This window comes from Streptomyces tendae (assembly GCF_014650435.1).
Classification (GTDB): Bacteria; Actinomycetota; Actinomycetes; order Streptomycetales; family Streptomycetaceae; genus Streptomyces; species Streptomyces tendae.
In genome coordinates this window covers 678,920-701,860 of record NZ_BMUY01000003.1, presented here as the reverse complement: position 1 = coordinate 701,860, position 22,941 = coordinate 678,920, and the positions used below count along the sequence as shown (strand labels likewise).

The 22,941-nt window shown below is 72.5% G+C and carries 18 protein-coding genes and 1 other RNA gene; 16 read left to right on the top strand and 3 right to left on the bottom strand.

What is annotated here, in order from left to right; translation table 11 throughout:
• Positions 1 to 148: 148 nt before the first annotated feature.
• From IE258_RS11895 to IE258_RS11880, 4 genes are all read left to right on the top strand, one after another.
• Complete coding sequence (locus tag IE258_RS11895) at positions 149 to 1,771, top strand: serine/threonine-protein kinase (RefSeq protein ID WP_189742536.1); 1,623 nt, start codon at positions 149 to 151, stop codon at positions 1,769 to 1,771.
• 105 nt (positions 1,772 to 1,876) lie between these two features.
• Positions 1,877 to 3,139 (top strand): serine/threonine-protein kinase, encoded by a 1,263-nt coding sequence (locus tag IE258_RS11890; protein ID WP_189742534.1) that lies wholly within the window; start codon positions 1,877 to 1,879, stop codon positions 3,137 to 3,139.
• 77 nt (positions 3,140 to 3,216) lie between these two features.
• Entirely contained in the window at positions 3,217 to 4,323 is a 1,107-nt protein-coding gene (gene prfB / locus IE258_RS11885) for a peptide chain release factor 2 (RefSeq protein ID WP_159328787.1), read from the top strand.
• Positions 4,324 to 4,648: 325 nt separating this feature from the next.
• On the top strand, positions 4,649 to 5,518 hold the full coding sequence (locus IE258_RS11880) for a hypothetical protein (protein ID WP_189742532.1): 870 nt from the start codon (positions 4,649 to 4,651) through the stop codon (positions 5,516 to 5,518).
• A 145-nt stretch (positions 5,519 to 5,663) separates the two neighbouring features.
• Here IE258_RS11880 and IE258_RS11875 read toward each other — a convergent pair whose 3' ends face one another.
• The gene (locus IE258_RS11875) at positions 5,664 to 5,858 is read right to left on the bottom strand and encodes a hypothetical protein (RefSeq protein WP_159328789.1); all 195 of its coding nucleotides are present in this window, start codon (positions 5,856 to 5,858) and stop codon (positions 5,664 to 5,666) included.
• A 214-nt stretch (positions 5,859 to 6,072) separates the two neighbouring features.
• Between IE258_RS11875 and ftsE the strand changes: the two genes are divergently transcribed.
• The 5 genes from ftsE to ssrA all read left to right on the top strand — a co-directional run bounded on the left by ftsE (position 6,073) and on the right by ssrA (position 10,007).
• Entirely contained in the window at positions 6,073 to 6,762 is a 690-nt protein-coding gene (gene ftsE / locus IE258_RS11870; protein ID WP_019325705.1) for a cell division ATP-binding protein FtsE, read from the top strand.
• 42 nt (positions 6,763 to 6,804) lie between these two features.
• On the top strand, positions 6,805 to 7,722 hold the full coding sequence (ftsX, locus tag IE258_RS11865; RefSeq protein ID WP_052841736.1) for a permease-like cell division protein FtsX: 918 nt from the start codon (positions 6,805 to 6,807) through the stop codon (positions 7,720 to 7,722).
• Positions 7,723 to 7,790: 68 nt separating this feature from the next.
• Complete coding sequence (locus IE258_RS11860; protein WP_189742530.1) at positions 7,791 to 8,978, top strand: S41 family peptidase; 1,188 nt, start codon at positions 7,791 to 7,793, stop codon at positions 8,976 to 8,978.
• Positions 8,979 to 9,024: 46 nt separating this feature from the next.
• Positions 9,025 to 9,504, top strand: coding sequence for an SsrA-binding protein SmpB (gene smpB, locus IE258_RS11855; protein ID WP_007450171.1), 480 nt, complete (start codon positions 9,025 to 9,027; stop codon positions 9,502 to 9,504).
• Between the two features lie 104 nt (positions 9,505 to 9,608).
• Positions 9,609 to 10,007: a transfer-messenger RNA gene (gene ssrA, locus IE258_RS11850) on the top strand.
• A gap of 105 nt (positions 10,008 to 10,112) precedes the next feature.
• On the opposite strand, the gene IE258_RS11845 is transcribed toward ssrA, so the two are convergent.
• A complete protein-coding gene (locus IE258_RS11845; protein ID WP_189742528.1) occupies positions 10,113 to 11,408 on the bottom strand; it encodes an MFS transporter in 1,296 nt (431 codons plus the stop codon).
• A gap of 83 nt (positions 11,409 to 11,491) precedes the next feature.
• Here IE258_RS11845 and stgR point away from each other — a divergent pair, with 83 nt between their 5' ends.
• From stgR to IE258_RS11810, 7 genes are all read left to right on the top strand, one after another.
• Positions 11,492 to 12,463, top strand: coding sequence for a LysR family transcriptional regulator StgR (stgR, locus tag IE258_RS11840; protein WP_189742526.1), 972 nt, complete (start codon positions 11,492 to 11,494; stop codon positions 12,461 to 12,463).
• 853 nt (positions 12,464 to 13,316) lie between these two features.
• Positions 13,317 to 14,258 (top strand): hypothetical protein, encoded by a 942-nt coding sequence (locus tag IE258_RS11835; protein WP_189742524.1) that lies wholly within the window; start codon positions 13,317 to 13,319, stop codon positions 14,256 to 14,258.
• Complete coding sequence (locus tag IE258_RS11830; RefSeq protein ID WP_189742522.1) at positions 14,258 to 16,462, top strand: bifunctional polysaccharide deacetylase/glycosyltransferase family 2 protein; 2,205 nt, start codon at positions 14,258 to 14,260, stop codon at positions 16,460 to 16,462. Before IE258_RS11835 ends, IE258_RS11830 begins: the two co-directional genes overlap by 1 nt.
• Positions 16,463 to 16,581: 119 nt before the next feature.
• Positions 16,582 to 17,814, top strand: a complete 1,233-nt coding sequence (locus IE258_RS11825; protein ID WP_189742676.1) for an acyltransferase family protein — start codon at positions 16,582 to 16,584, stop codon at positions 17,812 to 17,814.
• 116 nt (positions 17,815 to 17,930) lie between these two features.
• Positions 17,931 to 18,872 (top strand): hypothetical protein, encoded by a 942-nt coding sequence (locus tag IE258_RS11820; RefSeq protein WP_189742520.1) that lies wholly within the window; start codon positions 17,931 to 17,933, stop codon positions 18,870 to 18,872.
• A gap of 135 nt (positions 18,873 to 19,007) precedes the next feature.
• On the top strand, positions 19,008 to 20,366 hold the full coding sequence (locus IE258_RS11815; protein ID WP_189742517.1) for a nitrate/nitrite transporter: 1,359 nt from the start codon (positions 19,008 to 19,010) through the stop codon (positions 20,364 to 20,366).
• 110 nt (positions 20,367 to 20,476) lie between these two features.
• A complete protein-coding gene (locus IE258_RS11810; protein WP_189742514.1) occupies positions 20,477 to 21,664 on the top strand; it encodes a uroporphyrinogen-III synthase in 1,188 nt (395 codons plus the stop codon).
• A gap of 516 nt (positions 21,665 to 22,180) precedes the next feature.
• On the opposite strand, the gene IE258_RS11805 is transcribed toward IE258_RS11810, so the two are convergent.
• Positions 22,181 to 22,741 (bottom strand): anthrone oxygenase family protein, encoded by a 561-nt coding sequence (locus IE258_RS11805; protein ID WP_189742511.1) that lies wholly within the window; start codon positions 22,739 to 22,741, stop codon positions 22,181 to 22,183.
• Between the last annotated feature and the right edge of the window lie 200 nt (positions 22,742 to 22,941).

The following is a 22,941-nucleotide window of genomic DNA, read 5'->3' as shown; positions in this document are numbered from 1 at the left end:
CGGCAACCAAGGGACCGGGTCGAGCGTCTTTCCTTCGAACCTGGCCCGGAGGCGGCACTACAGTTGGGTCCGACTGGGATCCACCGTCGACCGACCGCTTCTGCGACAGTGGGTCCGAACAGCCAGCAAGCAACTAGGAGCGCATGACGTGCGGCCCGTCGGCAGCAAGTACCTCCTCGAGGAGCCCCTCGGCCGCGGCGCCACGGGCACCGTCTGGCGTGCCCGCCAGCGGGAGACCGCGGGCGCCGAGGCGGCCGTGGCCGGACAGCCCGGCGAGACCGTCGCGATCAAGGTCCTCAAGGAAGAGCTCGCGAGCGACGCCGACATCGTGATGCGCTTCCTGCGCGAGCGTTCCGTCCTGCTCCGGCTCACCCACCCCAACATCGTCCGGGTCCGCGACCTGGTCGTCGAGGGCGAGCTGCTGGCCCTCGTCATGGACCTCATCGACGGCCCCGACCTGCACCGCTACCTGCGTGAAAACGGGCCGCTCACCCCGGTTGCCGCCGCCCTGCTCACCGCGCAGATCGCCGACGCGCTGGCCGCCAGCCACGCCGACGGCGTCGTCCACCGCGACCTGAAGCCGGCCAACGTCCTGCTGAAGCAGACCGGCGGCGAGATGCACCCGATGCTCACCGACTTCGGCATCGCCCGCCTCGCCGACTCGCCCGGCCTCACCCGCACCCACGAGTTCGTCGGCACGCCCGCGTACGTCGCGCCGGAGTCCGCCGAGGGCCGCCCGCAGACCTCCGCCGTCGACGTGTACGGCGCCGGCATCCTGCTGTACGAGCTGGTCACCGGCCGTCCCCCGTTCGGCGGCGGCTCCGCCCTCGAGGTGCTGCACCAGCACCTGAGCGCCGAACCGCGCCGCCCCTCCACCGTCCCCGACCCGCTGTGGACGGTCATCGAGCGCTGCCTGCGCAAGAACCCGGACGACCGTCCCAGCGCGGAGAACCTCGCCCGCGGCCTGCGCGTCGTCGCCGAGGGCATCGGCGTGCACGCGAACAGCGCGCAGATCGGCGCCGCGGAGAACGTGGGCGTGCTCCTGGCCCCCGACCCCGCGCCCGCCCAGGTCCCAGGCAGCCCCGACTCCGCCTACGACCCGAACGGCGCGACCAGTGTGCTGCCGCACACCTCGGGCCCGGCGGGCGCCGCCGACCCCACCGCCGTCCTCCCGAACACCGGCGCCCCCGACCCGACCGCCGTCATGCCGCCGGTGCCCCCGGGACAGCCGGGCGCCCCGGGACAGGGCGGCCCCGAGGACCCGCACCCCTGGCAGAACCAGCTCCGTGCCGCCCGCGACCGCAACGAGCAGACGCAGGTCCAGTACCTCGACCCGAACCAGGACCCGCTGCGCCGCCGCCCCCAGCGGCAGGTCTCCCGCCCGCCGCAGCAGCCCCGCCAGGCCCCGCCGCCCCAGCAGCCCGGCTACGGCTACCCGCAGCAGCAACAGCCGCAGCGGTACGCCACCCCGCAGCCCCAGCAGCCGCAGCGGTACGCCCCGCCGCCCGCGCCCGAGCCGCAGCCGCCCCGGCGCGAGCCCAGGCCGCCGCGGCAGCGCAGCGCCAACCCCATGCGCATCCCGGGCCTGGGCTGCCTCAAGGGGTGCCTGGTCACCGTCGTCATCCTGTTCGTGGCCGGCTGGCTCGTCTGGGAGCTGAGCCCGCTGCAGGACTGGATCGGCACCGGCAAGGGCTACTGGGACCAGCTCACCGACTGGTTCACCACCGTGACCGACTGGATCGGGGACCTGGGCGGCTCCAGCGGAGGCTGAGTCTGGAGACTTGTCGACATCCGGAGGGTGATTTCCGCCTCCGCGGTGAAGGCCGGCTCCTCGGACGCGTACTTTTAGGCGCAACACGCGTCGGTAGGAGCAGTCTTGGCACGGAAGATCGGCAGCCGGTACACCGCCCACCAGATCCTCGGACGGGGCAGCGCCGGCACGGTGTGGCTGGGCGAGGGTCCCGACGGACCCGTCGCGATCAAGCTGCTGCGCGAGGACCTGGCGTCCGACCAGGAACTCGTCTCCCGCTTCGTACAGGAGCGCACCGCCCTGCTCGGCCTGGAGCACCCGCACGTCGTCTCGGTGCGCGACCTGGTGGTCGACGGCAACGACCTCGCGCTGGTCATGGACCTGGTCCGGGGCACCGACCTGCGCACCCGCCTCGACCGGGAGCGGCGCCTGGCGCCCGAGGCCGCGGTGGCCGTCGTCGCCGACGTGGCCGACGGACTGGCCGCCGCGCACGCCGCCGGGGTCGTGCACCGCGACGTCAAGCCCGAGAACGTGCTGCTCGACATGCAGGGCCCGCTCGGCCCCGGCGGCTCGCACCCGGCGCTGCTCACGGACTTCGGTGTGGCCAAGCTCATCGACACCCCGCGCCGCACCCGCGCCACGAAGATCATCGGCACGCCCGACTACCTGGCCCCGGAGATCGTCGAGGGCCTGCCCCCGCGCGCGGCGGTCGACATCTACGCGCTCGCCACGGTCCTGTACGAGCTGCTGGCCGGGTTCACCCCGTTCGGCGGCGGCCACCCCGGCGCGGTGCTGCGCCGCCACGTGACCGAGACCGTCGTCCCGCTCCCCGGCATCCCCGACGAGCTGTGGCAGCTCCTGGTCCAGTGCCTCGCCAAGGCCCCGGCCTCCCGGCTGCGTGCCTCCGAGCTGAGCGCCCGGCTGCGCGAGCTGCTGCCGATGCTCGCGGGCATGGCCCCGCTGGACGTGGACGAGCCCGACGCCGAGCAGCAGGAGGACGCCCCCGATGAGTCCGCGGCGTCCCCGGCGTCCCCGGCCGCCTCCGCGTCGGCCGCGCAGCCCGTACGGCGCCGGGGAGCGGTGCCGCTGGTGCCGGGGGCCAAGCCGGCCGACTCCAACCGCGACACCCACACCTCGATGCGCGTGCCCGCCCCCGACGAGCTGGCCGGCGGCGCCCGCGGCACCGCCCGCGCCCCGCGCGCTTCGGGTGCCCCGCGCCCCGGCTCGGCCCGCAACCGCGCCGCCACGCGGCGCCGCCGGCTCGCGGTGGGCGCGGGCGCCGTCGCCCTGGTGGCGGCGATCGGCGTCGGTACGTGGCTGGCCACGGGCGGTGACGAGGAGGGCACCGGGCCGCAGGACACGCGGAACTCGGCACCCGCCTCCCCCTGAGGCCGGGCGCGGCACGGTCACCGCCGTCGGGCGACGGCCCGGCGAAGACCGCTGGACGGAGCCGTTACGCTGGATGCGTGGCAGTCGTCGATGTATCCGAAGAGCTGAAGTCCCTCTCCTCGACCATGGAGTCGATCGAGGCCGTCCTGGACCTCGACAGGCTGAGGGCAGACATCGCCGTGCTCGAGGAGCAGGCGGCCGCGCCCTCCCTGTGGGACGACCCGGAGGCGGCGCAGAAGATCACCAGCAAGCTCTCGCACCTCCAGGCCGAGGTGCGGAAGGCCGAGGCGCTGCGCGGCCGGATCGACGATCTCGGGGTGCTCTTCGAGATGGCCGAGGAGGAGGACGACCCGGACACCCGCGCCGAGGCCGAGTCCGAGCTGACGGCCGTCCGCAAGGCGTTGGACGAGATGGAGGTCCGCACCCTGCTCTCCGGCGAGTACGACGCGCGCGAGGCGCTCGTCAACATCCGCGCCGAGGCGGGTGGCGTGGACGCCGCCGACTTCGCCGAGAAGCTCCAGCGCATGTACCTGCGCTGGGCCGAGCAGCACGGCTACAAGACCGAGGTCTACGAGACGTCGTACGCGGAGGAGGCCGGCATCAAGTCGACCACCTTCGCCGTGCAGTCGCCGTACGCCTACGGCACCCTCTCCGTCGAGCAGGGCACGCACCGGCTGGTGCGCATCTCGCCCTTCGACAACCAGGGGCGCCGACAGACCTCCTTCGCGGGCGTCGAGATCCTCCCCGTGGTCGAGCAGACCGACCACATCGAGATCGACGAGTCCGAGCTGCGGGTGGACGTGTACCGGTCCTCCGGCCCCGGCGGCCAGGGCGTCAACACCACCGACTCGGCGGTGCGCCTGACCCACATCCCCACCGGCATCGTCGTCTCCTGCCAGAACGAGCGGTCCCAGATCCAGAACAAGGCCACCGCCATGAACGTCCTCCAGGCCAAGCTCCTGGAGCGGCGCCGCCAGGAGGAGCAGGCCAAGATGGACGCCCTCAAGGGCGACGGGGGCAACTCCTGGGGCAACCAGATGCGTTCGTACGTGCTGCACCCGTACCAGATGGTCAAGGACCTGCGCACGGAGCACGAAGTGGGCAACCCCGAGGCCGTGTTCAACGGCGAGATCGACGGTTTCCTGGAGGCCGGCATTCGCTGGCGCAAGCAGCGGGAGAAGTAGCGCGCGACGCGGTCGCCGCTTTGTCGACAAGGCAACTGCCGCCTCTCTGGCGGTGGTTGCCTTTTCTCCGCCCCCCGTTCGCCGGTGATGTCTGGGTTTTGCATCACACTCACACCCATTGTGTCCGGCATACGTCCCTTACCTGGACATCGCGTACGCAATGGCCTTGACGTTGCTTTGAACATTCGGAATGGTGAGGCGCGGCATGCGTATTTCTGGGGCGCATGTGAACCGGGGGGCTTGAGCACACACGCAGCCACCCCCGTCGATCACGGCCCCCGAGTGCGGCCTCACCGACTAATCGGCTACTGGGGGTAGCAACTACATGACGAAGAAGACGCGCATCCGTGTCGCGCGCATAGCGGCCGGCGCCGTGATCGCGGCCGGTGCCTCCCTGACCGCCGCGGGTGCCGCCTCGGCGCTCGACATCGGCGTGAGCGCCGGCGCGGGCAGCGACGGTGTCGGCCTCGGCATCAGCGTCCAGGGCGGCGACGAGGAGGACGGCGGTACGACCGAGGGCTCCAGCGTCGGCGTGACCGAGGGCACCTCGCAGGGCACGTCCGAGGGGACCTCGGAGGGTACTTCCGAGGGCACGTCCGAAGGCACCTCCGAGGGCACCTCGGAAGGCACGTCCGAGGGCACTTCGGTGGGTACCTCCGAGGGGACGTCGGAAGGCACGTCCGAGGGCACTTCGGTGGGCACGTCCGAGGGGACCTCGGAGGGTACTTCCGAGGGCACCTCCGAGGGCACCTCCACCGGCACGTCCGAGGGCGGCGACAACGGCGGCACCGGCGACAACGGTGGCAACGGCGACAACGGTGGCGCCGGTGACAACGGCGGCAACGGTGACAACGGCGGTTCCGGCGACAACGGCGGCAACGGCGACAACGGTGGCAACGGCAACGGTGGCAACGGCGGAAACTCCGGCGGCACCGGCGGCGGCGACAACACCACCCCCGACGGCGGCGGCAACGACAACGTCGCTCAGGAGGAGGGTTCCTCCGCGCTGACCGACACCGGCGAGGAGGCCCCGGCCTCCGACGCCTCCGCCCAGGGCAGCGGCGAGGAGCTCGCCGAGACCGGCGCCGCGGAGACCACGTTCCTGCTGGTCGGCGCCGCGACGATGATCGCCGGCGGCATCGGCTTCCGCTTCCTGCCGCGCCTGATGAACGGCCGCGGCGGAGCTGCTGCCTGACGGTAGCCGTCCGCGTACGCACCGCGCACGCAGACGAAGGGGCCCGGAGCGTCATCGCTCCGGGCCCCTTCGGCGTCTTCCGGTCCTCCGGGTCCCGTGGACCCTCCGTCCGCGTCCTGGCGGGCCTGAGGGCCGCTCCCGGCCCTCAGACGGTCTGGTGGGCCAGCAGCGCCACCGCCGCGATCAGCACCGCCAGCAGTGCGATCAGCGTCGTCGGATTCAGCCCCGCGAGGAAGTTGCTCTCCTGCTGCAGCCGCTCGCGGTTGGCCCGGCACACCGGGCACCTGCCCTCGCTCACGGGCGCCGCGCAGTTCGCGCACACCAACCGGTCGTACGTCATGCGCTCGCCCTCCTTGCCACCGGCTCTGTTCGGAAGAACGCCCGCAACGACACGAACGTTCCCCTTCCACTGTGCCAGGTTCCGTGGGGCCCCGCGCGCCCTCCCGTGGGGACAAAACACGCAACTGATGCGCAACCCCGACCGGTGACTGCGGTCCGCTCCCCGGTTCGCGTATGGTCACGCACATCTACCCCCGGCGACCCGTGGTGCATCCGTGATCCGATTCGACAACGTCTCCAAGGTCTACCCCAAACAGAGCCACCCAGCCCTCAGGGACGTCTCCCTGGAGGTCGAGAAGGGCGAGTTCGTCTTCCTCGTGGGGTCCTCCGGCTCCGGAAAGTCCACCTTCCTGCGGCTGATCCTCCGCGAGGAGCGGTGCAGCCACGGACAGGTGCACGTCCTGGGGAAGGACCTCTCCCGCCTGTCCAACTGGAAGGTGCCGCAGATGCGGCGCCAGCTGGGGACGGTGTTCCAGGACTTCCGCCTGCTGCCGAACAAGACGGTCGGCGAGAACGTCGCCTTCGCCCAGGAGGTCATCGGCAAGTCCCGCGGCGAGATCCGCAAGTCCGTGCCGCAGGTCCTCGACCTCGTCGGACTCGGCGGCAAGGAGGACCGCAGGCCCGGCGAGCTGTCCGGCGGTGAGCAGCAGCGCGTCGCCATCGCGCGCGCCTTCGTCAACCGGCCCAAGCTGCTGATCGCCGACGAGCCCACGGGCAACCTCGACCCGCAGACCTCGGTCGGCATCATGAAGCTGCTCGACCGGATCAACCGGACGGGCACCACCGTGGTGATGGCCACGCACGACCAGAACATCGTGGACCAGATGCGCAAGCGCGTCATCGAGCTGGAGAAGGGCCGCCTCGTCCGTGACCAGGCACGCGGTGTCTACGGCTACCAGCACTGACGAGCCACTGACGACGAGGAACGAAAGGCTTAACGAGACGCCATGCGCGCCCAGTTCGTAGTCTCGGAGATCGGAGTCGGTCTTCGCCGCAATCTGACGATGACCTTCGCGGTCATCGTCTCGGTCGCCCTGTCCCTGGCCCTGTTCGGCGGTTCGCTGCTGATGAGCGACCAGGTCAACAACATGAAGGGCTACTGGTACGACAAGGTCAACGTCTCGGTCTTCCTCTGCAACAAGAGCGACGCCGAGTCCGACCCCAACTGCGCCAAGGGTGCGGTGACCGAGGACCAGAAGAAGCAGATCATGTCCGACCTCGACGAGATGGCCGTCGTCGAGAAGGTGACCTACGAGTCGCAGGACGAGGCGTACAAGCACTACAAGGAGCAGTTCGGCGACTCGCCGCTGGCCAGCTCCCTCACGCCGGACCAGATGCAGGAGTCGTACCGGATCAAGCTGAAGGACCCGGAGAAGTACCAGGTCATCGCGACCGCCTTCGACGGCCGGGACGGCGTGCAGTCCGTGCAGGACCAGAAGGGCATCCTGGACAACCTCTTCGGCCTGCTCAACGGTATGAACTGGGCCGCCCGCGCGGTGATGGCCCTGATGCTCGTGGTCGCCCTGATGCTGATCGTCAACACCGTGCGCGTCTCGGCGTTCAGCCGGCGCCGCGAGACCGGCATCATGCGCCTGGTCGGCGCCTCGGGCTTCTACATCCAGGCGCCGTTCATCATGGAGGCGGCGGTCGCCGGCCTGATCGGCGGTGGTGTCGCCTGCGGCTTCCTGGTGATCGCCAGGTACTTCATCATCGATCACGGACTCGCGCTGTCCGAGAAGCTGAATCTGATCAACTTCATCGGCTGGGACGCGGTCCTGACGAAGTTGCCGCTCATCCTGGCCACGAGCCTGCTGATGCCCGCGTTGGCCGCGTTCTTCGCGTTGCGCAAGTACCTGAAGGTGTGACGCATCCCAAGAGGGCCGCGCGGTCAACGGACCGTGCGGCCCTTACGCGTTGTCCTAGACTCACCGGCATGTCAGGTCGTGACCTGTTCTGTCAGCCCCGTCGCGTGCGCCACGGGGCCGCCCTGACCTTGGTGTTCGCGAGCGTGCTCGTCGCGGGCGCGGCCACCGGATCGCTCCCCGGACCGGACCGCAAGTCCGAGCCCGGCACGGCCCGTTCGGCCGCCCCGGCCGACCAGCGGGCCGGCCACGACGACGTCGCCCGCGCGGCGGCCGAGGCGATGGCCGACGGCAAGTCCCCCGTGGAGGCCGCCGAACGCGCGGTCTCCCGCAGCGGGGACCGCTGGGGCGCCGTCTACTCCGAGGGCGAGTACGAGGAGTTGGAGAACGCCCTCGACGGCCGGTACACCGGCGTCGGGCTCTCCGCGCGCCGCGAACGGGACGGCCGTATCCAGGTGACCAAGGTGCGCTCCGGCTCGCCCGCCGCCGACGCCGGGATCCGCGAGGGCGACCGGCTGCGCAGCGTCGACGGCGAGCGGGTCGACGGGCGGCCCGTCACCGAGGTCGTCTCCATACTCCGCGGCGACGCCGAGCCGGAGCCGGCCGGCACCGCCGTCCGGCTGGGCCTGGAGCGCGGCACGCGCGCGTGGACCGAGACCGTACGCCGCGCCCGGCTCTCCACGGACCCCGTGACCGTCCGCACGCTCGCCGACGGTCTCACCGTCGTCAAGGTGGCCTCCTTCACCAAGGGCGTCGGCGGGCAGGTGCGCGAGGCTGTGGCCCGGGTGCCGTCCGGCGCCGGGGTCGTCCTCGACCTGCGCGGCAACTCCGGCGGCCTGGTCACCGAGGCCGTCACCGCCGCCTCCGCCTTCCTCGACGGCGGCCTGGTCGCCACCTACGACGTCGACGGCGACCAGCGGGCCCTGCACGCGGAGACCGGCGGCGACACCACCAGACCCCTGGTCGCGCTCGTCGACGGCGGCACGATGAGCGCGGCCGAGCTCCTCACCGGGGCGCTCCAGGACCGCGGCCGCGCGGTCGTCCTGGGCTCCCGCACCTTCGGCAAGGGCTCGGTGCAGATGCCGAGCCGGCTGCCCGGCGGCTCGGTGGCCGAGCTGACCGTCGGGCACTACCGCACCCCCTCCGGGCGCGGCGTCGACGGCACGGGCATCACGCCCGACCTGGAGGTCGACCCGGCGGACCCGGCCGCCCTCGCGCGGGCCCGGACGGTACTGAGCGGGCTCGGGTCGACCGCGTAATCGGCTTTCCGTCAGGCCCCTGCGTAGTGCCAAAATGGACCGCACTATGGCTAAGGAAAAAGGGCGCAAGCTGATCGCGCAGAACAAGAAGGCGCGGCACGACTACCAGATCCTCGACACCTACGAGGCCGGCCTCGTGCTGTCCGGTACCGAGGTGAAGTCGCTGCGCCAGGGGCGGGCCTCGCTGGTCGACGGCTTCGTGCAGCTGGACGGTCACGAAGCGTGGCTGCACAACGTGCACGTGCCGGAGTACAGCCAGGGCACGTGGACCAACCACAGCGCGCGCCGCAAGCGGAAGCTGCTGCTGCACCGCGTGGAGATCGACAAGCTGGAGTCGAAGTCCCAGGAGACCGGTCACACGATCGTGCCCCTGGCGCTCTACTTCAAGGACGGGCGCGCCAAGGTCGAGATCGCGCTGGCGCGCGGCAAGAAGGAGTACGACAAGCGGCAGACCCTCCGGGAGAAGCAGGACCGTCGCGAGGCGGAGCGGACGATCTCCGCGATCCGGCGCAAGCAGCGGGCCTGAGGCCCGCGGAATAGGCTGGCACGCGTGCGTGTTGTTCACGTACGATGGCACCTGCACCTCACAGCGGGTGCGCGCCCTCTCCGGAGGGGTTGAAAAATCAACATGGGGATGATCGGTTTCGACAGCGGCTGTCGAAGCAGGGGAAGCGTGTCGAGGAAGCGGCCATGATCTCGTAAACCACAGGCCGAAAAAATAATCGCCAACACCAAGCGCGATTCCTCCCAGCAGGCCTTCGCCCTCGCTGCCTGATCTCAGGTAGCGAAGCGAGCCTCCTATTAAGGGAGTGTCAGCCCGGGGCTGTTCCCGACCCGGATCCTGGCATCAGCTAGGGGACTAAACCTTGATCCCGGTCACGGGGTGAAGAGGGAAACCAAACAGTGACTGAGCCCGTCGGAGACTTGTCCGCGTGATCTCCGGGGCTGAGAAAATCGAAGCGGACTGCACACGGAGAAGCCCTGATTCCGCACCGTTGGACGCGGGTTCGATTCCCGCCATCTCCACGAGGTCGAGGGCGACGTGTGCTCGCGCGGTAAGCGCGAGCCACGTCGCCCTCGTCGTTTTTGCGCGTCTGCGCCGCGCGACGCGGGGGCTCCGCCACCCGCACCCCCTCACAAGGTGCGCCGGGTCGGCAGCAGGGCCAGGAGGAGGGCCACTGCCGCCGCGGTGACCGGTACGCCGTAGGCCGCGGTGGGGGAGACGTGCTCCACGGTCCAGCCGCCCGCCGCGCTGCCGCAGGCGATGCCGCCGAGCAGGCCGGTCACCGCGAGGGTCATGCCCTCGTTCAGGCGGCCCTCCGGGGTGCGGTGCTGGACCAGCGTCATCGTGGTCACCATCGTCGGGGCCGTCGCCATCCCGCCGACCAGCAGCGTCAGCGCCAGCAGCGGCAGGGAGCCGCTGAGGGAGGCCGCGAGGAGCGGCAGCGTCAGCAGGGTGGTCATCGCGGCCACGCACCACGGCAGGCGGTGCTCGGCCGGTCCGGCGGGCTTGATCGCGCCGTAGAGCAGACCCGCCGCGCAGGACCCGGCGGCCTGCAGGGCGAGGACCACACCGGCCGCCGCGCGGTGACCCTGTGCGTCCGCGAAGGCGATGGTGACGACCTCCATGGCGCCGAACACCCCGCCCATCGCCAGGCACACCACCAGCAGCGGGGGGATGCCCGGGGCCCGCAGGGGTGCCTTCGCCGTCGGGCGCGGGCGGGCCGGCGGCTCGGTCGAACGCCGGGCGGTGAACAGCAGCATGCCGGTCACCAGCAGCACCACGCCCACGAGCGTGCCCGCCTCCGGGAACAGCGCGGTGCACAGGAACGCCGCGAGGACCGGCCCGAGCATGAAGCACAGTTCGTCCGTGGCCTGTTCGAAGGAGTTCGCGGTGTGCAGCGCGTCGGCGTCTCCCTTCAGCAGGTGGGCCCAGCGGGCGCGGGCCATGCCGCCGGTGTTGGGCGTGGTCGCGGTCGCGGCGTAGGCGGCGAACAGCGTCCAGGCGGGCGCCCCGTACCGCACGCACAGCAGCAGCGCGACGGAGCCCAGCGCGGCGAACAGCGTGGCGGGTACGGCGATCCTGGCCTGGCCGTGCCGGTCCACGAGTCGCGCGGTCCACGGGGCGACCAGCGCCGTCGCCGCGAGGCCGGTCGCGGTGACGGCGCCGGCGAGGGCGTACGAACCACGGGTGCCGGCGATCATCACGACGGCGCTGACGCTGAACATGCCCATGGGCAGACGCGCGATGAGGTTCCCGATCGTGAACGCTCGTGCGCCCGGGGTGGCGAGGAGTCGCCGGTACGGGCCGGGCGGCCGGCGTCGGGTGCGGGGGCGGAAGTCGGCCGCGACCAGGGTGTCGGCGGTGACGGCCAGGAAGGGGGCGGGGTGAGTGGGACGGGGCGGGCGTGCTGGAGTCGGTTGCGGCATGGGCCCACCGTCGCCCGGGGGTGATCAGGAGGTCCAACACCTTCTCCGTGGCCATTCACGCACCGGCGTTGTAAATTCGCCGGATGCCCGCGCCCGCCCACCTCGACCCCCGCCTCCTGCGCGCCTTCGTCGCCGTCGCCGAGGAACTGCACTTCACCCGCGCCGCCGCCCGCCTCTACGTCGCCCAGCAGGCCCTCAGCAGGGATGTGCGGCGCCTGGAGCGGGAGTTGGGCGCCGAGCTGTTCGTCCGCACCACCCGGCAGGTGACGCCGACGGCCGACGGCGAGCGGCTGCTGCCGTACGCCCGCCGGGTCCTCCAGGCGCAGGACGACCTGCTGGCCGCCTTCGGGCAGGCCCGGCCGCTGCTGGTCGACCTCAACTCCCCGGGCCTCGTCACCGGCCGCCTGGTCCTGGAACGGGCCCGTGCGCTCGCGCCGGAGCAGGAGCTGATGGCGCGTTACGAGAGCGGACTGACCCACGCCGCCGGTGAACTGGTCGCGGGTCGCCTCGACGCCTCCTTCGGCCGGTTCGCGGGGCTGCCCGCCGCTCTGCGGGCGGGACTCGGTCATCAGCCGGTGCGCCTGGAACCCATGGCGGTCGTCCTGCCCGAGGACCATCCGCTGGCCCTGCTGCCCGAGGTGCCGCTCTCCGCCCTCGCCGGAGAGGCCGTGTACGCCGGGGCCGGCAACCCGCGCACGCCGGAGTGGACCGACCTCGCGCACCGCCTGTTCGAGGGACGCGGTATCGACGTGGCGTCCCCCGCGCCGCTGGCGGTCGGCGAGGAGGAGTTCCAGCGCATCATGGACAAGACGCGCAATCCGATCCTCGCCGTGGAGAGTTTTCCGGCCATGGCCTCGACCGTGGTGCGCCCCCTCGTCGACCCCGTGCCGCTGTCGCCGGTCTCGCTCGTCTGGCGAAAGGGACTGGTGCATCCGGCGCTCGACGCGCTGCGCCGGGCGGCGTCGCAGGTCGCGACCGAAAAGGGTTGGCTCCGGGTCCCCGACGGGGGATGGATTCCGGCCGCAGACGCCGCTGTGATGTCCGTCCACAAGTGACACGCGGCCACCACACATCCTCCGCGTGCGCTACATTCTTTGCCTGAGCACGGTGTGATACAGGGGGCGCTCGAACCTGGTGGGGGCCGGTTCGGCCGACGAGTGCTCGGAGTCGTATGCGCACCCGGAAGTGTTCCGTGGGGGGAAGTGCGCGCGCGTGAAGAATTGGCAAAAAGACGCCCAACCGGAGTGGCCCGAGGTCGAGTCCGGGGCTCGTGGATACTCGGAGGCCGGACGAGATGCTGACGCCACCGAGGTGCTGCCCCCGACCCGCCCCCTCCCGCCGGCCGGGGAGCCCCCGGTGACCGCGCCGGGTTCGGGGTGGTTCGGCGACTCCGGTGCGGGCCCGCGCGGCCGCGGGCGCTCCGACGCGGACCGGACGGAGGCCCCGGACACCCGAATAGGCGGCCGTGCCCCCCGTGAGCAGAGCCAGGACCCGGTGGTCCGTGGGCGCATAACCTGGGGCACCACCCACTCGTCCGCGGCGCGCCCCGGCAACCCCGCCCCGAGACCCAACCCCTCGGGCACGGCCCCCCAGCCGCCCCGAATGCCCGAAAACGCCCACGCCGGCGACTCGGGCCCTGACATAGGCACCGGCCCCGGCGGCGGAGTCGCCCCGGACTTCGACCGTACGGCCGTTCTCCCGCCGACCGGCACCGGCTCTGGCCCTGGCCTTGGCTCCGGCCCCGGCATCGGTACCGGCCCCGACTTCGACCGGACCACCGTTCTCCCGCCCACCGGCCCCGGCACCGGCTCTGGCCCTGGCCTTGGCTCCGGCCCCGGCATCGGTACCGGCCCCGACTTCGACCGCACAGCCGTTCTCCCGCCCATCGGTGCCGGTTCCGGTGCCGCGATGGGGGCCACCCGTGCCTTTCCCGCGTCCGGTTCCGGGCCCGCGCCCGGGTTCCCGACCGGGCCCGCCACCGCCGCGCTCCGCGATCCCTGGCGGGAGACGCCGGACACGCCGGACACGGACGGCGACGCGGGGGCGGCCGCCGGGCACACCCACGACCCGCACGAGGTCACCGTGCAGCTCGACGCCGTCCACCTCGGTGACGGCGTGCTGCTGCGGGCCGACGGCGGACACCGCAAGAGCGGCCCGGAGCCCTCCGACGGGCCGGTCTTCGTCGACGCGTCCGGCCGCCGCAGCCGCCTGTACCGCCGCCTCGGCATCCTGGTCGCCGTAGCCTGCGCGGTCTACGCCGTCGTCATCGTCTCCACGCTGCTCTCCGGCAACTCCGACGCGCCGTGGATGCCCGTACCGGGCCAGGAGGAGGGCGCACCGGCCGGTCAGGTCGACACCAGCCCGGCACCCTCGCAGTCGGCGCAGCCCCCGGGCACCGGCCCCGCCACCCCGCAGGCCACCCCCTCGGCCGGCGTAGGCGAGACGACCGAACCGGGCGTCGAGGCACCCGCGTCCGGCACCTCCGGCGTGACGGGCGGCGCCACGGGGCAGCCCGGCACGAGCGCCGGCCCCCAGTCCTCGGCACCCGGGACCGACCAGAACCCGGGCGGTGGCGGCGCGACCGGCCCGGACCCGACCCAGTCGACACAGGCCCCGCCCCCCGACACCACGGACCCGTCGGCCCCGACGGGCGGCGGCGACACCAGTGTCGACCCGACCGGGCCCACCGGCGGCTCCACCACCGGCACCGACCCGGGCGCGGACGGCACCAACGCCAACGGCGCGGGCGGTCCGGACCCCGTCGCGGGCCAGGGCGGCGCACCCGTCGTGGTCGCCGGCCCGGCCGACACCTCCACGTCCCCTCACCTGTCCCCGGAGAACACCCTCTGATGGCATCCCGCACCCGCCGTCACGGGGCCGCACGCAGCGCCCGTGAGGGCTCCCGCCGTCGTGTGCCCTTGCGCCTGCTGCTTCCGCTGCTCGTCCTGGTCGCCCTGGTGGCGATGCTCATGCTCCGCGGATACGTGCACAGCGAGATCCTCGCCGACCACCGCGTCCAGCCGCCCGCCGCCACCGACAAGGTGCCGCAGAAGATCCTCGAGGGCGGCCCGGTCATCGACGTGCGCGGCGGCCGCACCGAGAGCCTGAGCGTGCCCGACCACCGCCTCGTCCTCACCTTCGACGACGGCCCGGACCCGACCTGGACGCCGCGCGTGCTGGACGTGCTGAAGAAGCACGACGCGCACGCGGTCTTCTTCGTCACCGGCACCATGGCCTCCCGCTACCCGGACCTGGTCCAGCGCATGGTCGACGAGGGCCACGAGGTGGGCCTGCACACCTTCAACCACCCCGACCTCTCCTTCCAGTCCAAGAAGCGCGTCGACTGGGAGCTCTCGCAGAACCAGCTGGCGCTCACCGGCGCGGCCGGGGTGCGCACCTCGCTGTTCCGGCCGCCGTACTCCTCCTTCGCCGACGCCATGGACAACAAGTCCTGGCCGGTCACCGAGTACATCGGCAGCCGCGGTTACATCACCGTCGTCAACAACACGGACAGCGAGGACTGGAAGAAGCCCGGCGTCGACGAGATCATCCGCCGTGCCACCCCGCACGGCGGCAAGGGCGCCATCGTCCTGATGCACGACTCCGGCGGCGACCGCCACCAGACCGTGCGGGCCCTGGACAAGTTCCTGCCCGACCTGAAGAAGAAGGGCTACGAGTTCGACAACCTCACCGAGGCCCTGGACGCGCCCAGCGCCATGACCCCGGTGACCGGCGCCGAACTCTGGAAGGGCAGGGCGTGGGTCTTCCTGGTCCAGGCGTCGGAGAAGCTCACCGACGTCCTGGTGGTGGGCCTGGCCATCATCGGCACGCTGGTCATCGGGCGCTTCGTCCTGATGCTCCTGCTGTCCGGCGTCCACGCCCGCCGGGTGCGCCGCAGACGCTTCCGCTGGGGCCCGGCGGTCACCGAACCGGTCACGGTGCTGGTCCCGGCGTACAACGAGGCCAAGTGCATCGAGAACACGGTGCGTTCCCTGGTGGCCAGCGACCACCCGGTCGAGGTCATCGTCATCGACGACGGCTCCAGCGACGGGACCGCACGCATCGTGGAGGGGCTCGGCCTGCCGGGCGTCCGGGTGATTCGCCAGCTCAACGCGGGCAAGCCGGCCGCGCTCAACCGGGGCCTGGCCAACGCCCGTCACGACATCGTCGTGATGATGGACGGCGACACCGTCTTCGAACCCTCCACCGTCCGCGAACTCGTCCAGCCCTTCGGCGACCCCAAGGTGGGCGCCGTGGCGGGCAACGCCAAGGTCGGCAACAAGGACAGCCTCATCGGCGCCTGGCAGCACATCGAGTACGTGATGGGCTTCAACCTGGACCGCCGGATGTACGACGTCCTGGGCTGCATGCCGACCATCCCGGGCGCGGTCGGCGCCTTCCGCCGGTCCGCCCTGGAGCCCATCGGCGGCATGAGCGACGACACGCTCGCCGAGGACACCGACGTCACCATGGCGCTGCACCGCGCCGGCTGGCGGGTCGTCTACGCCGAGAACGCCCGCGCCTGGACCGAGGCCCCGGAGTCCGTCGGCCAGCTGTGGTCCCAGCGCTACCGCTGGTCGTACGGCACCATGCAGGCGATCTGGAAGCACCGCCGCGCGGTGATCGAGAAGGGCCCCTCGGGCCGCTTCGGCCGGGTGGGACTGCCCTTCGTCTCCCTGTTCATGGTGCTGGCCCCGCTGCTCGCCCCGCTGATCGACGTCTTCCTGCTCTACGGCCTCGTCTTCGGACCCACCGAGAAGACGGTCGTGGCGTGGCTCGGCGTCCTGGCCATCCAGGCGGTGTGCGCCGCCTACGCCTTCCGGCTGGACCGGGAGAAGCTGACGCCGCTCATCTCGCTGCCCCTCCAGCAGATCCTGTACCGCCAGATCATGTACGTGGTGCTGCTCCAGTCCTGGATCACGGCGCTCACCGGCGGCCGGCTGCGCTGGCAGAAGCTGCGGCGCAGCGGCGGGGTGTCCGCGCCGCCGCCCGGCGCCGACGGCGTGCCGCCCCAGCGGCGGTCCGGCGCCATGGACGGGAGGCCGGTCCGATGACCACCCCGCCCTACGACCCGACGCGGCCGCCTCCCGCAGGCGCGCTGCCCGACCCGCCCCTGCCCGACCCGTACCCGCCCCACCCGTATCCGCCTGGTCCGACCCGGAGCGCCCCGCACATGACCGCACCACCCCTCCAGCCGCCCGTCGGTGCGGACACGGCCGTACCGGCGGCGCCCCAGCAGAAGCAGGCGCGGCGTGCTCCGGTGCGCGACCGGTACTTCGACCTGCTGCGCGCGGTGGCCCTCTTCCGCGTGGTCCTGTACCACCTGATGGGCTGGGCCTGGCTGCCGGTGGTGTTCCCGTCCATGGGCGTGATGTTCGCCCTCGCGGGCAACCTGATGGCCCGCAGCCTCAAGCGCCCGGCCGTCCAGGTCGTCCGCAGCCGCATGCGCCGACTGCTGCCGCCGCTGTGGCTGCTGGGCGTCGTGGGCGTGACCGGCATGGTGCTGCAGGGCTGGGGACCGAACGAGGACGGGCACCCGGGCTGGTGGTGGTTCCACCTCCTCTACTGGATCCTGCCGCTGAGCGACCCGCCCTTCGCCGAGAGCGTGCCGGGCATCCACGGCATCCTGGGCGAGGACTGGGCCGCCGAACTCGGCGGTCCGCTCTGGTACATCCGCGCCTACCTCTGGTACGTCCTGCTCTCCCCGGTCCTGCTGCGCGCGCTGCGCGCCCTGCCGTGGCTGACGATCCTCGCGCCCCTGGTGCTGTCGGCCGCCTTCCAGTTCGGCTACCTGAACCTGCCGGGCGAGCGCTTCCCGTCCGCGCTCACGGACTTCAGCACCTTCGGGGCCTGCTGGATCCTCGGCATGGCCCACCAGGAAGGCGTCCTGAAGCGGCTGCCGCGCTACGTCGTGCCCTCGGTCGCGCCCGTGATCGCCGCACTGGGGCTCTGGTACGCCTTCAGGGAGGGCTTCAAGACCGGGTACGACCTGGACTCCATCCCCTTCGCGCAGGCCGTCTGGTCCTTCGCCACGGTGCTGCTGCTCCTGCACGTCAGCCCGTCGTGGACCGAGTGGCCGCGCCGGCTGCGCCGCTGGGACCGGCTGATCACCCTGCTCAACTCCCGCGCGGTGACGATCTACCTGTGGCACAACGTCTGCATCCTGATCGCGGCCACGCTGTGGGACCAGTTGTGGGGCTTCGACGTCGTGTACGAGAACGTCCCGTGGCTGCTGGAGAGTCCCTGGCCGGTCCTGGTCATCGCCTGGCTGCTCATCGGGAGCTGCATCGTCTGGTTCGGCTGGATGGAGGACGTGGCCGCCAAGCGCAGGCCCCAGCTGTGGCCGGACGGCGGCAAGCGCCCGCCGGCGAAGCAGCCGAGGGCCCGCGCCGCGCACCGGGGCTGACCCCGGGACCGGGGCGGGCCCCGCACCGGGGCTGACGGTTGTCGGCCCTCCGTGCGAGACTGCCCCGGTTGCGGAAGTGAACAGGGTGGCGTGAGCCGGTCAGGGGGAGCAGCGGGATGAGCAAGCGGCAGACGCAGAAGATGCTGCAGTTGATGGCGAGCGGGGAGCCGGTCCAGCTCACCAGCCGGATGTCGTCCGTGAAGAAACTCGCCAAGCTCGCCTTCGTCGCCCAGCAGTTCGGGTACGAGTACGCGGACGTGCGCCAGAGCGGGGGGAACAACGCCGCGCTCACCATGCTGCTCGTCCCCGACCCGAGCCCGCAGGCCCGCACCCGGGCCGCGCAGAACTGGGGGCAGTACCCGAACGCCGGCGACGGCGTGTCGCTGCCGCCGCTCGTGCCGGACGCCTTCGAACTCCTCAAGGCCCGGATCAACTTCGACCTCACCGGCAAGAACGCCCAGAAGAACATGGGCTACGGCGCGCTCGGCGGCACCGTCGCGTGTGTGGTCATCGCCTTCCGCGAGGGCGGCTCGTCCGACGACTTCGTCCTCTCCGGGATCATCTGGCTGGTCCTCATGGTGGCCCTGGGCCTCGGTTTCCTCGTCACCCGCAAGCGCAACGCCAAGTTCGCGGCCCGGCTGCAGGCGGCCGGGTTCATGCCGGTGGCCGACGAGACGGGGCGGGTGCGGTACCTGCCGCCCGGCGGGCAGCTGCCGGGCCACGGGAACCCGTTCGGCGCCGCGCCCGGCGGCTACGGACAGCCGGCCCCCGGCCCGTACGGCGCCCAGCCGCCGCAGCAGCCGTACGGCGGCCCGCCGCAGGCCCCGCAAGCCCCCCAGCCGTACGCGCCGCAGCCCGGCCCGCAGCCCCAGCAGCCCTACGCGGCCCCGCAGGCGTCGCAGCCCTACCCGCAGCCCTACCCGCCGCAGCAGGCCCCCCAGCCGTACGCCCAGCCGCAGCAGCCGTACGGCGGGCCGCCGCAGGCCCAGCAGCCGTACCCGCCGCAGGGCTACCCGCAGCAGAACCCGCACTGGCAGCCCCAGCCCCCGCAGGGCTGACCGGCACGATCTCTCACGCCGCCCCCGCGCCGGGTGAGAGCAACGTTCCCTCCCGGTCATCCACAGCCCCACCGGCGCGAAACGCGTCCTGCCTAGCGTCGGCACCACCGAGCTGTGGAGCACCGTGGAGGCGCGATGAAAGCCCGTGGCGGACGCTGGATCGAGCACTGGGATCCGGAGAACGAGACCTTCTGGAAGGAGACGGGTCGGCGAACGGCCCGGCGGAACCTGCTCTTCTCCGTGCTCTCCGAGCACATCGGGTTCTCCGTCTGGACCCTGTGGTCCGTGCTGGTGCTCTTCATGGGCCCGGAGTACGGGCTGACACCGGCCGACAAGTTCCTGCTGACGTCCGTGGTGACCCTGGTCGGTGCCGTCGTGCGGGTGCCGTACACCTTCGCCGTCGCGGTCTTCGGCGGCCGCAACTGGACGATCGTCTCGGCGAGCCTGCTCCTGGTCCCGACGGTCGCGGCCTTCGTGGTGATGGAGCCCGGGACGTCCTTCTCGACCTTCCTGCTGGTCGGGCTGCTGGCCGGGATCGGAGGCGGCAACTTCGCCTCGTCCATGACCAACATCAACGCCTTCTTCCCGCTCAGGGAGAAGGGGTGGGCGCTGGGCCTCAACGCCGGGGGCGGGAACGTCGGCGTGCCGGTCATCCAACTCGTCGCCCTCGCGATCATCGGGGCGAGCGGCGGACCCCGGGTGCTGCTCGGCGTCTACATCCCGCTGATCCTCGTCGCCGCCGTCCTCGCCGCGCGCTTCATGGACAACCTCACCACGGTGAAGAACGACACCGGAGCCGCCAAGGACGCGGCCAAGGACGCCCACACCTGGATCATGTCGGTGCTGTACGTCGGCACCTTCGGCTCGTTCATCGGCTACAGCTTCGCCTTCGGCCAGGTGCTGACCACCCAGTTCGGGCGGACGCCGCTGCAGGCCGCGTACCTCACGTTCATCGGCCCGCTGCTCGGCTCCCTCGTCCGGCCGCTGGGCGGCAGGCTCGCCGACCGGTACGGCGGTTCGAGGATCACCCTGTGGAACTTCGTCGCCATGGCCGCCGCCACCGCGGTGCTCGTCCTGGCCAGCATGGAGAAGTCGCTGGCGCTGTTCGTGACCGTGTTCGTGGCACTGTTCGTGCTCAGCGGGCTCGGCAACGGCTCGACGTTCAAGATGATTCCCGGCATCTTCCACTCCAAGGCGCTGGCCCGTGGCCTGACGGGGGAGGAGGCCGTGCGGCACGGACGACGCCTGTCCGGTGCGTCGATGGGGCTGATCGGTGCGGTGGGCGGCCTCGGCGGCGTCGGGATCAACCTCGCCTTCCGCCAGTCCTTCCTGTCCTCCGGATCGGGAACCGGTGCCTTCGTCGCCTTCCTGGCCTTCTACGCCGTGTGCATCGTGGTGACATGGGCGGTATACCTTCGCCGGCCCGCCGTGCGCGGTGCGGCGGGGGCATCGGCGGCGAAGACGGAAGCGCAGCTCAGCTATGCCGAGGTGTGACGTAACACTGGTGACATGAAGCGGAACCGAGCCTGTCACGCACGGTTGACAGGCTCGGTCGTCCACGTGACTGGGCACGTGGGTGTGAACGGATCGGAGTGCGGCGAGCGATGGACGACGTAAGCGAGGTGGGCGGCGTGGGCGGCGCGGGCGACGGACCGCAGCGACCCGACCACGGCCCGCTGGCCGGGTTCACCGTGGGCGTCACCGCCGCCCGCCGGGCCGACGAACTGGGTGCGCTGCTCCAGCGGCGCGGTGCCACCGTCCTGCACGCACCGGCGCTGCGGATCGTGCCGCTGGCCGACGACGCCGAGCTGATGGCCGCGACCAAGGGCATCGTCGACCAGGCACCGGACGTCGTCGTCGCCACCACCGCCATCGGGTTCCGGGGCTGGGTGGAGGCCGCCGACGGCTGGGGGCTCGGCGAGACCCTGCTGGAGCGGCTGCGCACGGTGGAGCTGCTGGCGCGCGGGCCCAAGGTGAAGGGCGCGGTACGGGCCGCGGGGCTGACGGAGCGGTGGTCACCCGCCTCGGAGTCCATGGCCGAGGTCCTGGACCGGCTCCTGGAGCAGGGCGTCGAGGGCCGCCGGATCGCCGTACAGCTGCACGGTGAGCCGCTGCCGGGGTTCGTGGAGGCGCTGCGGGAGGGCGGCGCCGAGGTGGTGGGCGTGCCCGTGTACCGGTGGCTGCCGCCGGAGGACCTCGGGCCGGTGGACCGGCTGCTGGACGCCGCCGTGTCGCGGGGCGTGGACGCCGTGACCTTCACCAGCGCGCCCGCCGCGGTCTCGCTGCTGGGCCGGGCCGAGGAGCGGGGCCTGCTGCCGGAGCTGCTCGCCGCGTTCGGCCACGACGTGCTGCCCGCCTGCGTCGGCCCGGTCACCGCGGTGCCGCTCCAGGCGCACGGCGTCGACACGGTCCAGCCCGAGCGCTTCCGGCTCGGCCCCCTCGTCCAGCTGCTCTGCCAGGAGCTGCCGGCCCGTGCCCGTGCCCTGCCGGTCGCCGGGCACCGGCTGGAGATCCGCGGACACGCGGTGCTCGTCGACGGGGAGCTGCGGACCGTGCCGCCCGCCGGCATGTCCCTGCTGCGCGCCCTCGCCCGGCGGCCCGGCTGGGTCGTGCCCCGCGCGGAGCTGCTGCGCGCGCTGCCGGGCACCGGCCGCGACGAACACGCCGTCGAGACGGCCATGGCCCGCCTGCGCACGTCCCTCGGCGCCCCGAAGCTGATCCAGACGGTGGTCAAACGCGGCTACCGCCTCGCCCTCGACCCGGCCACGGACGCCAAGTACACGACGGACTGACCCCCAGCCACCCGGCCCCGCCGGGCCGCGCGGCGAGCGGCACGGTTCGCGTCGCCGCGCCGTGCCGTTGACGGCCCCGGCCCCTCCCACCTCCACCCGCCTGCCGCCCCGGCAGCACAGGCCCACCCGGGCTGCGGTGCAGGCGGGGGGCCAGGCGCGTGCGACTCGCCCAGGCCGTGGGCTGCGGGATGCCGGGTCCTCAGCGGTCGGCCGCGGCTGGGCCCGGCGCCCCACCGGGCGGGCGTTCGCCGGGGTGTTCAGTGCGAGGTCCGGTGCGGTGTGCCGTGGGCGGCGGTGGGGCGTTGCGGTGCCGCGGGCTCCGGTCGGGCCGGGTGACCGGCGCCCTGCCGGGCGGGCGTCCGCCACCTCGGCGCCCCGTCGGGCGGGCGTTCGCCGGGGTGTTCAGTGCGAGGTCCGGTGCGGTGTGCCGTGGGCGGCCGTGGGGCGTTGCGGTGCCGCGGGCTCCGGTCGGGCCGGGTGACAGGCGCCCTGCCGGGCGGGCGTTCGCCGGGGTGCTCAGTGCGACGTCCGGTGCGGGATTGCGGGGGAGGCCGTAGGGGGTCGTGGGGCCGAGGGTGCCGGTCGCGTCGGGCGGTTTCGTGTCGCCAGGCCCGTGGCCAGGCACGCCGTCGCCAGTGTCGACAGGGCGGCGCGTACGACGTTCCAGGCCACCCAAGGGTCCTCGAACCGCTCGCGCAGCGCCGCCGGGTCGCCGGGGCGGGCCAGGGCGTCGTTGAGGGGGATGTTGGCGCCCACCGTGACCAGGAAGGCGAGCGCGTACGCCGTCGCGCCCGCCCAGATCCACCAGCGGCCGGGCGTCCGGCGCGACTGCCACCCCGCGAGTCCCGCGAGGGCGAGCGCGCCCATGAAGGCCAGCAGGAACACCGGGTTCTGGATCACCTCGTTGACGTCGCGCATCACGTCGACGTACACCCGGTCGTCGCTGCGCGCCAGCGCCGGCATCACGGCGCAGGCGAAGACGAAGAAGGTCCCGGCCATCAGGCCCGCGGCGACCGTGGCCGCCACCAGTACTCCACCGGCGGTGCGGGACCGCTGTTCCCCGTTGATGTCTGTCATGCGTCCAGTCAACCGGCCCCGCCGTGCGCCGGACATGGCCGTGGCGCGCGGGCGCATGCGCGAGCGTCCACGCGGGAGCGGTGCGAGGGGTTCCGGGCGCGGGTGCGGGCAGGCACTGTAGAGGGGAGCGGTCCGCGCGCGGCCCGCGTGGTCCCCCTGCTCCCCTTTCCGGGCCCGTGCCTGAGCGGGCAAGCCCTAGG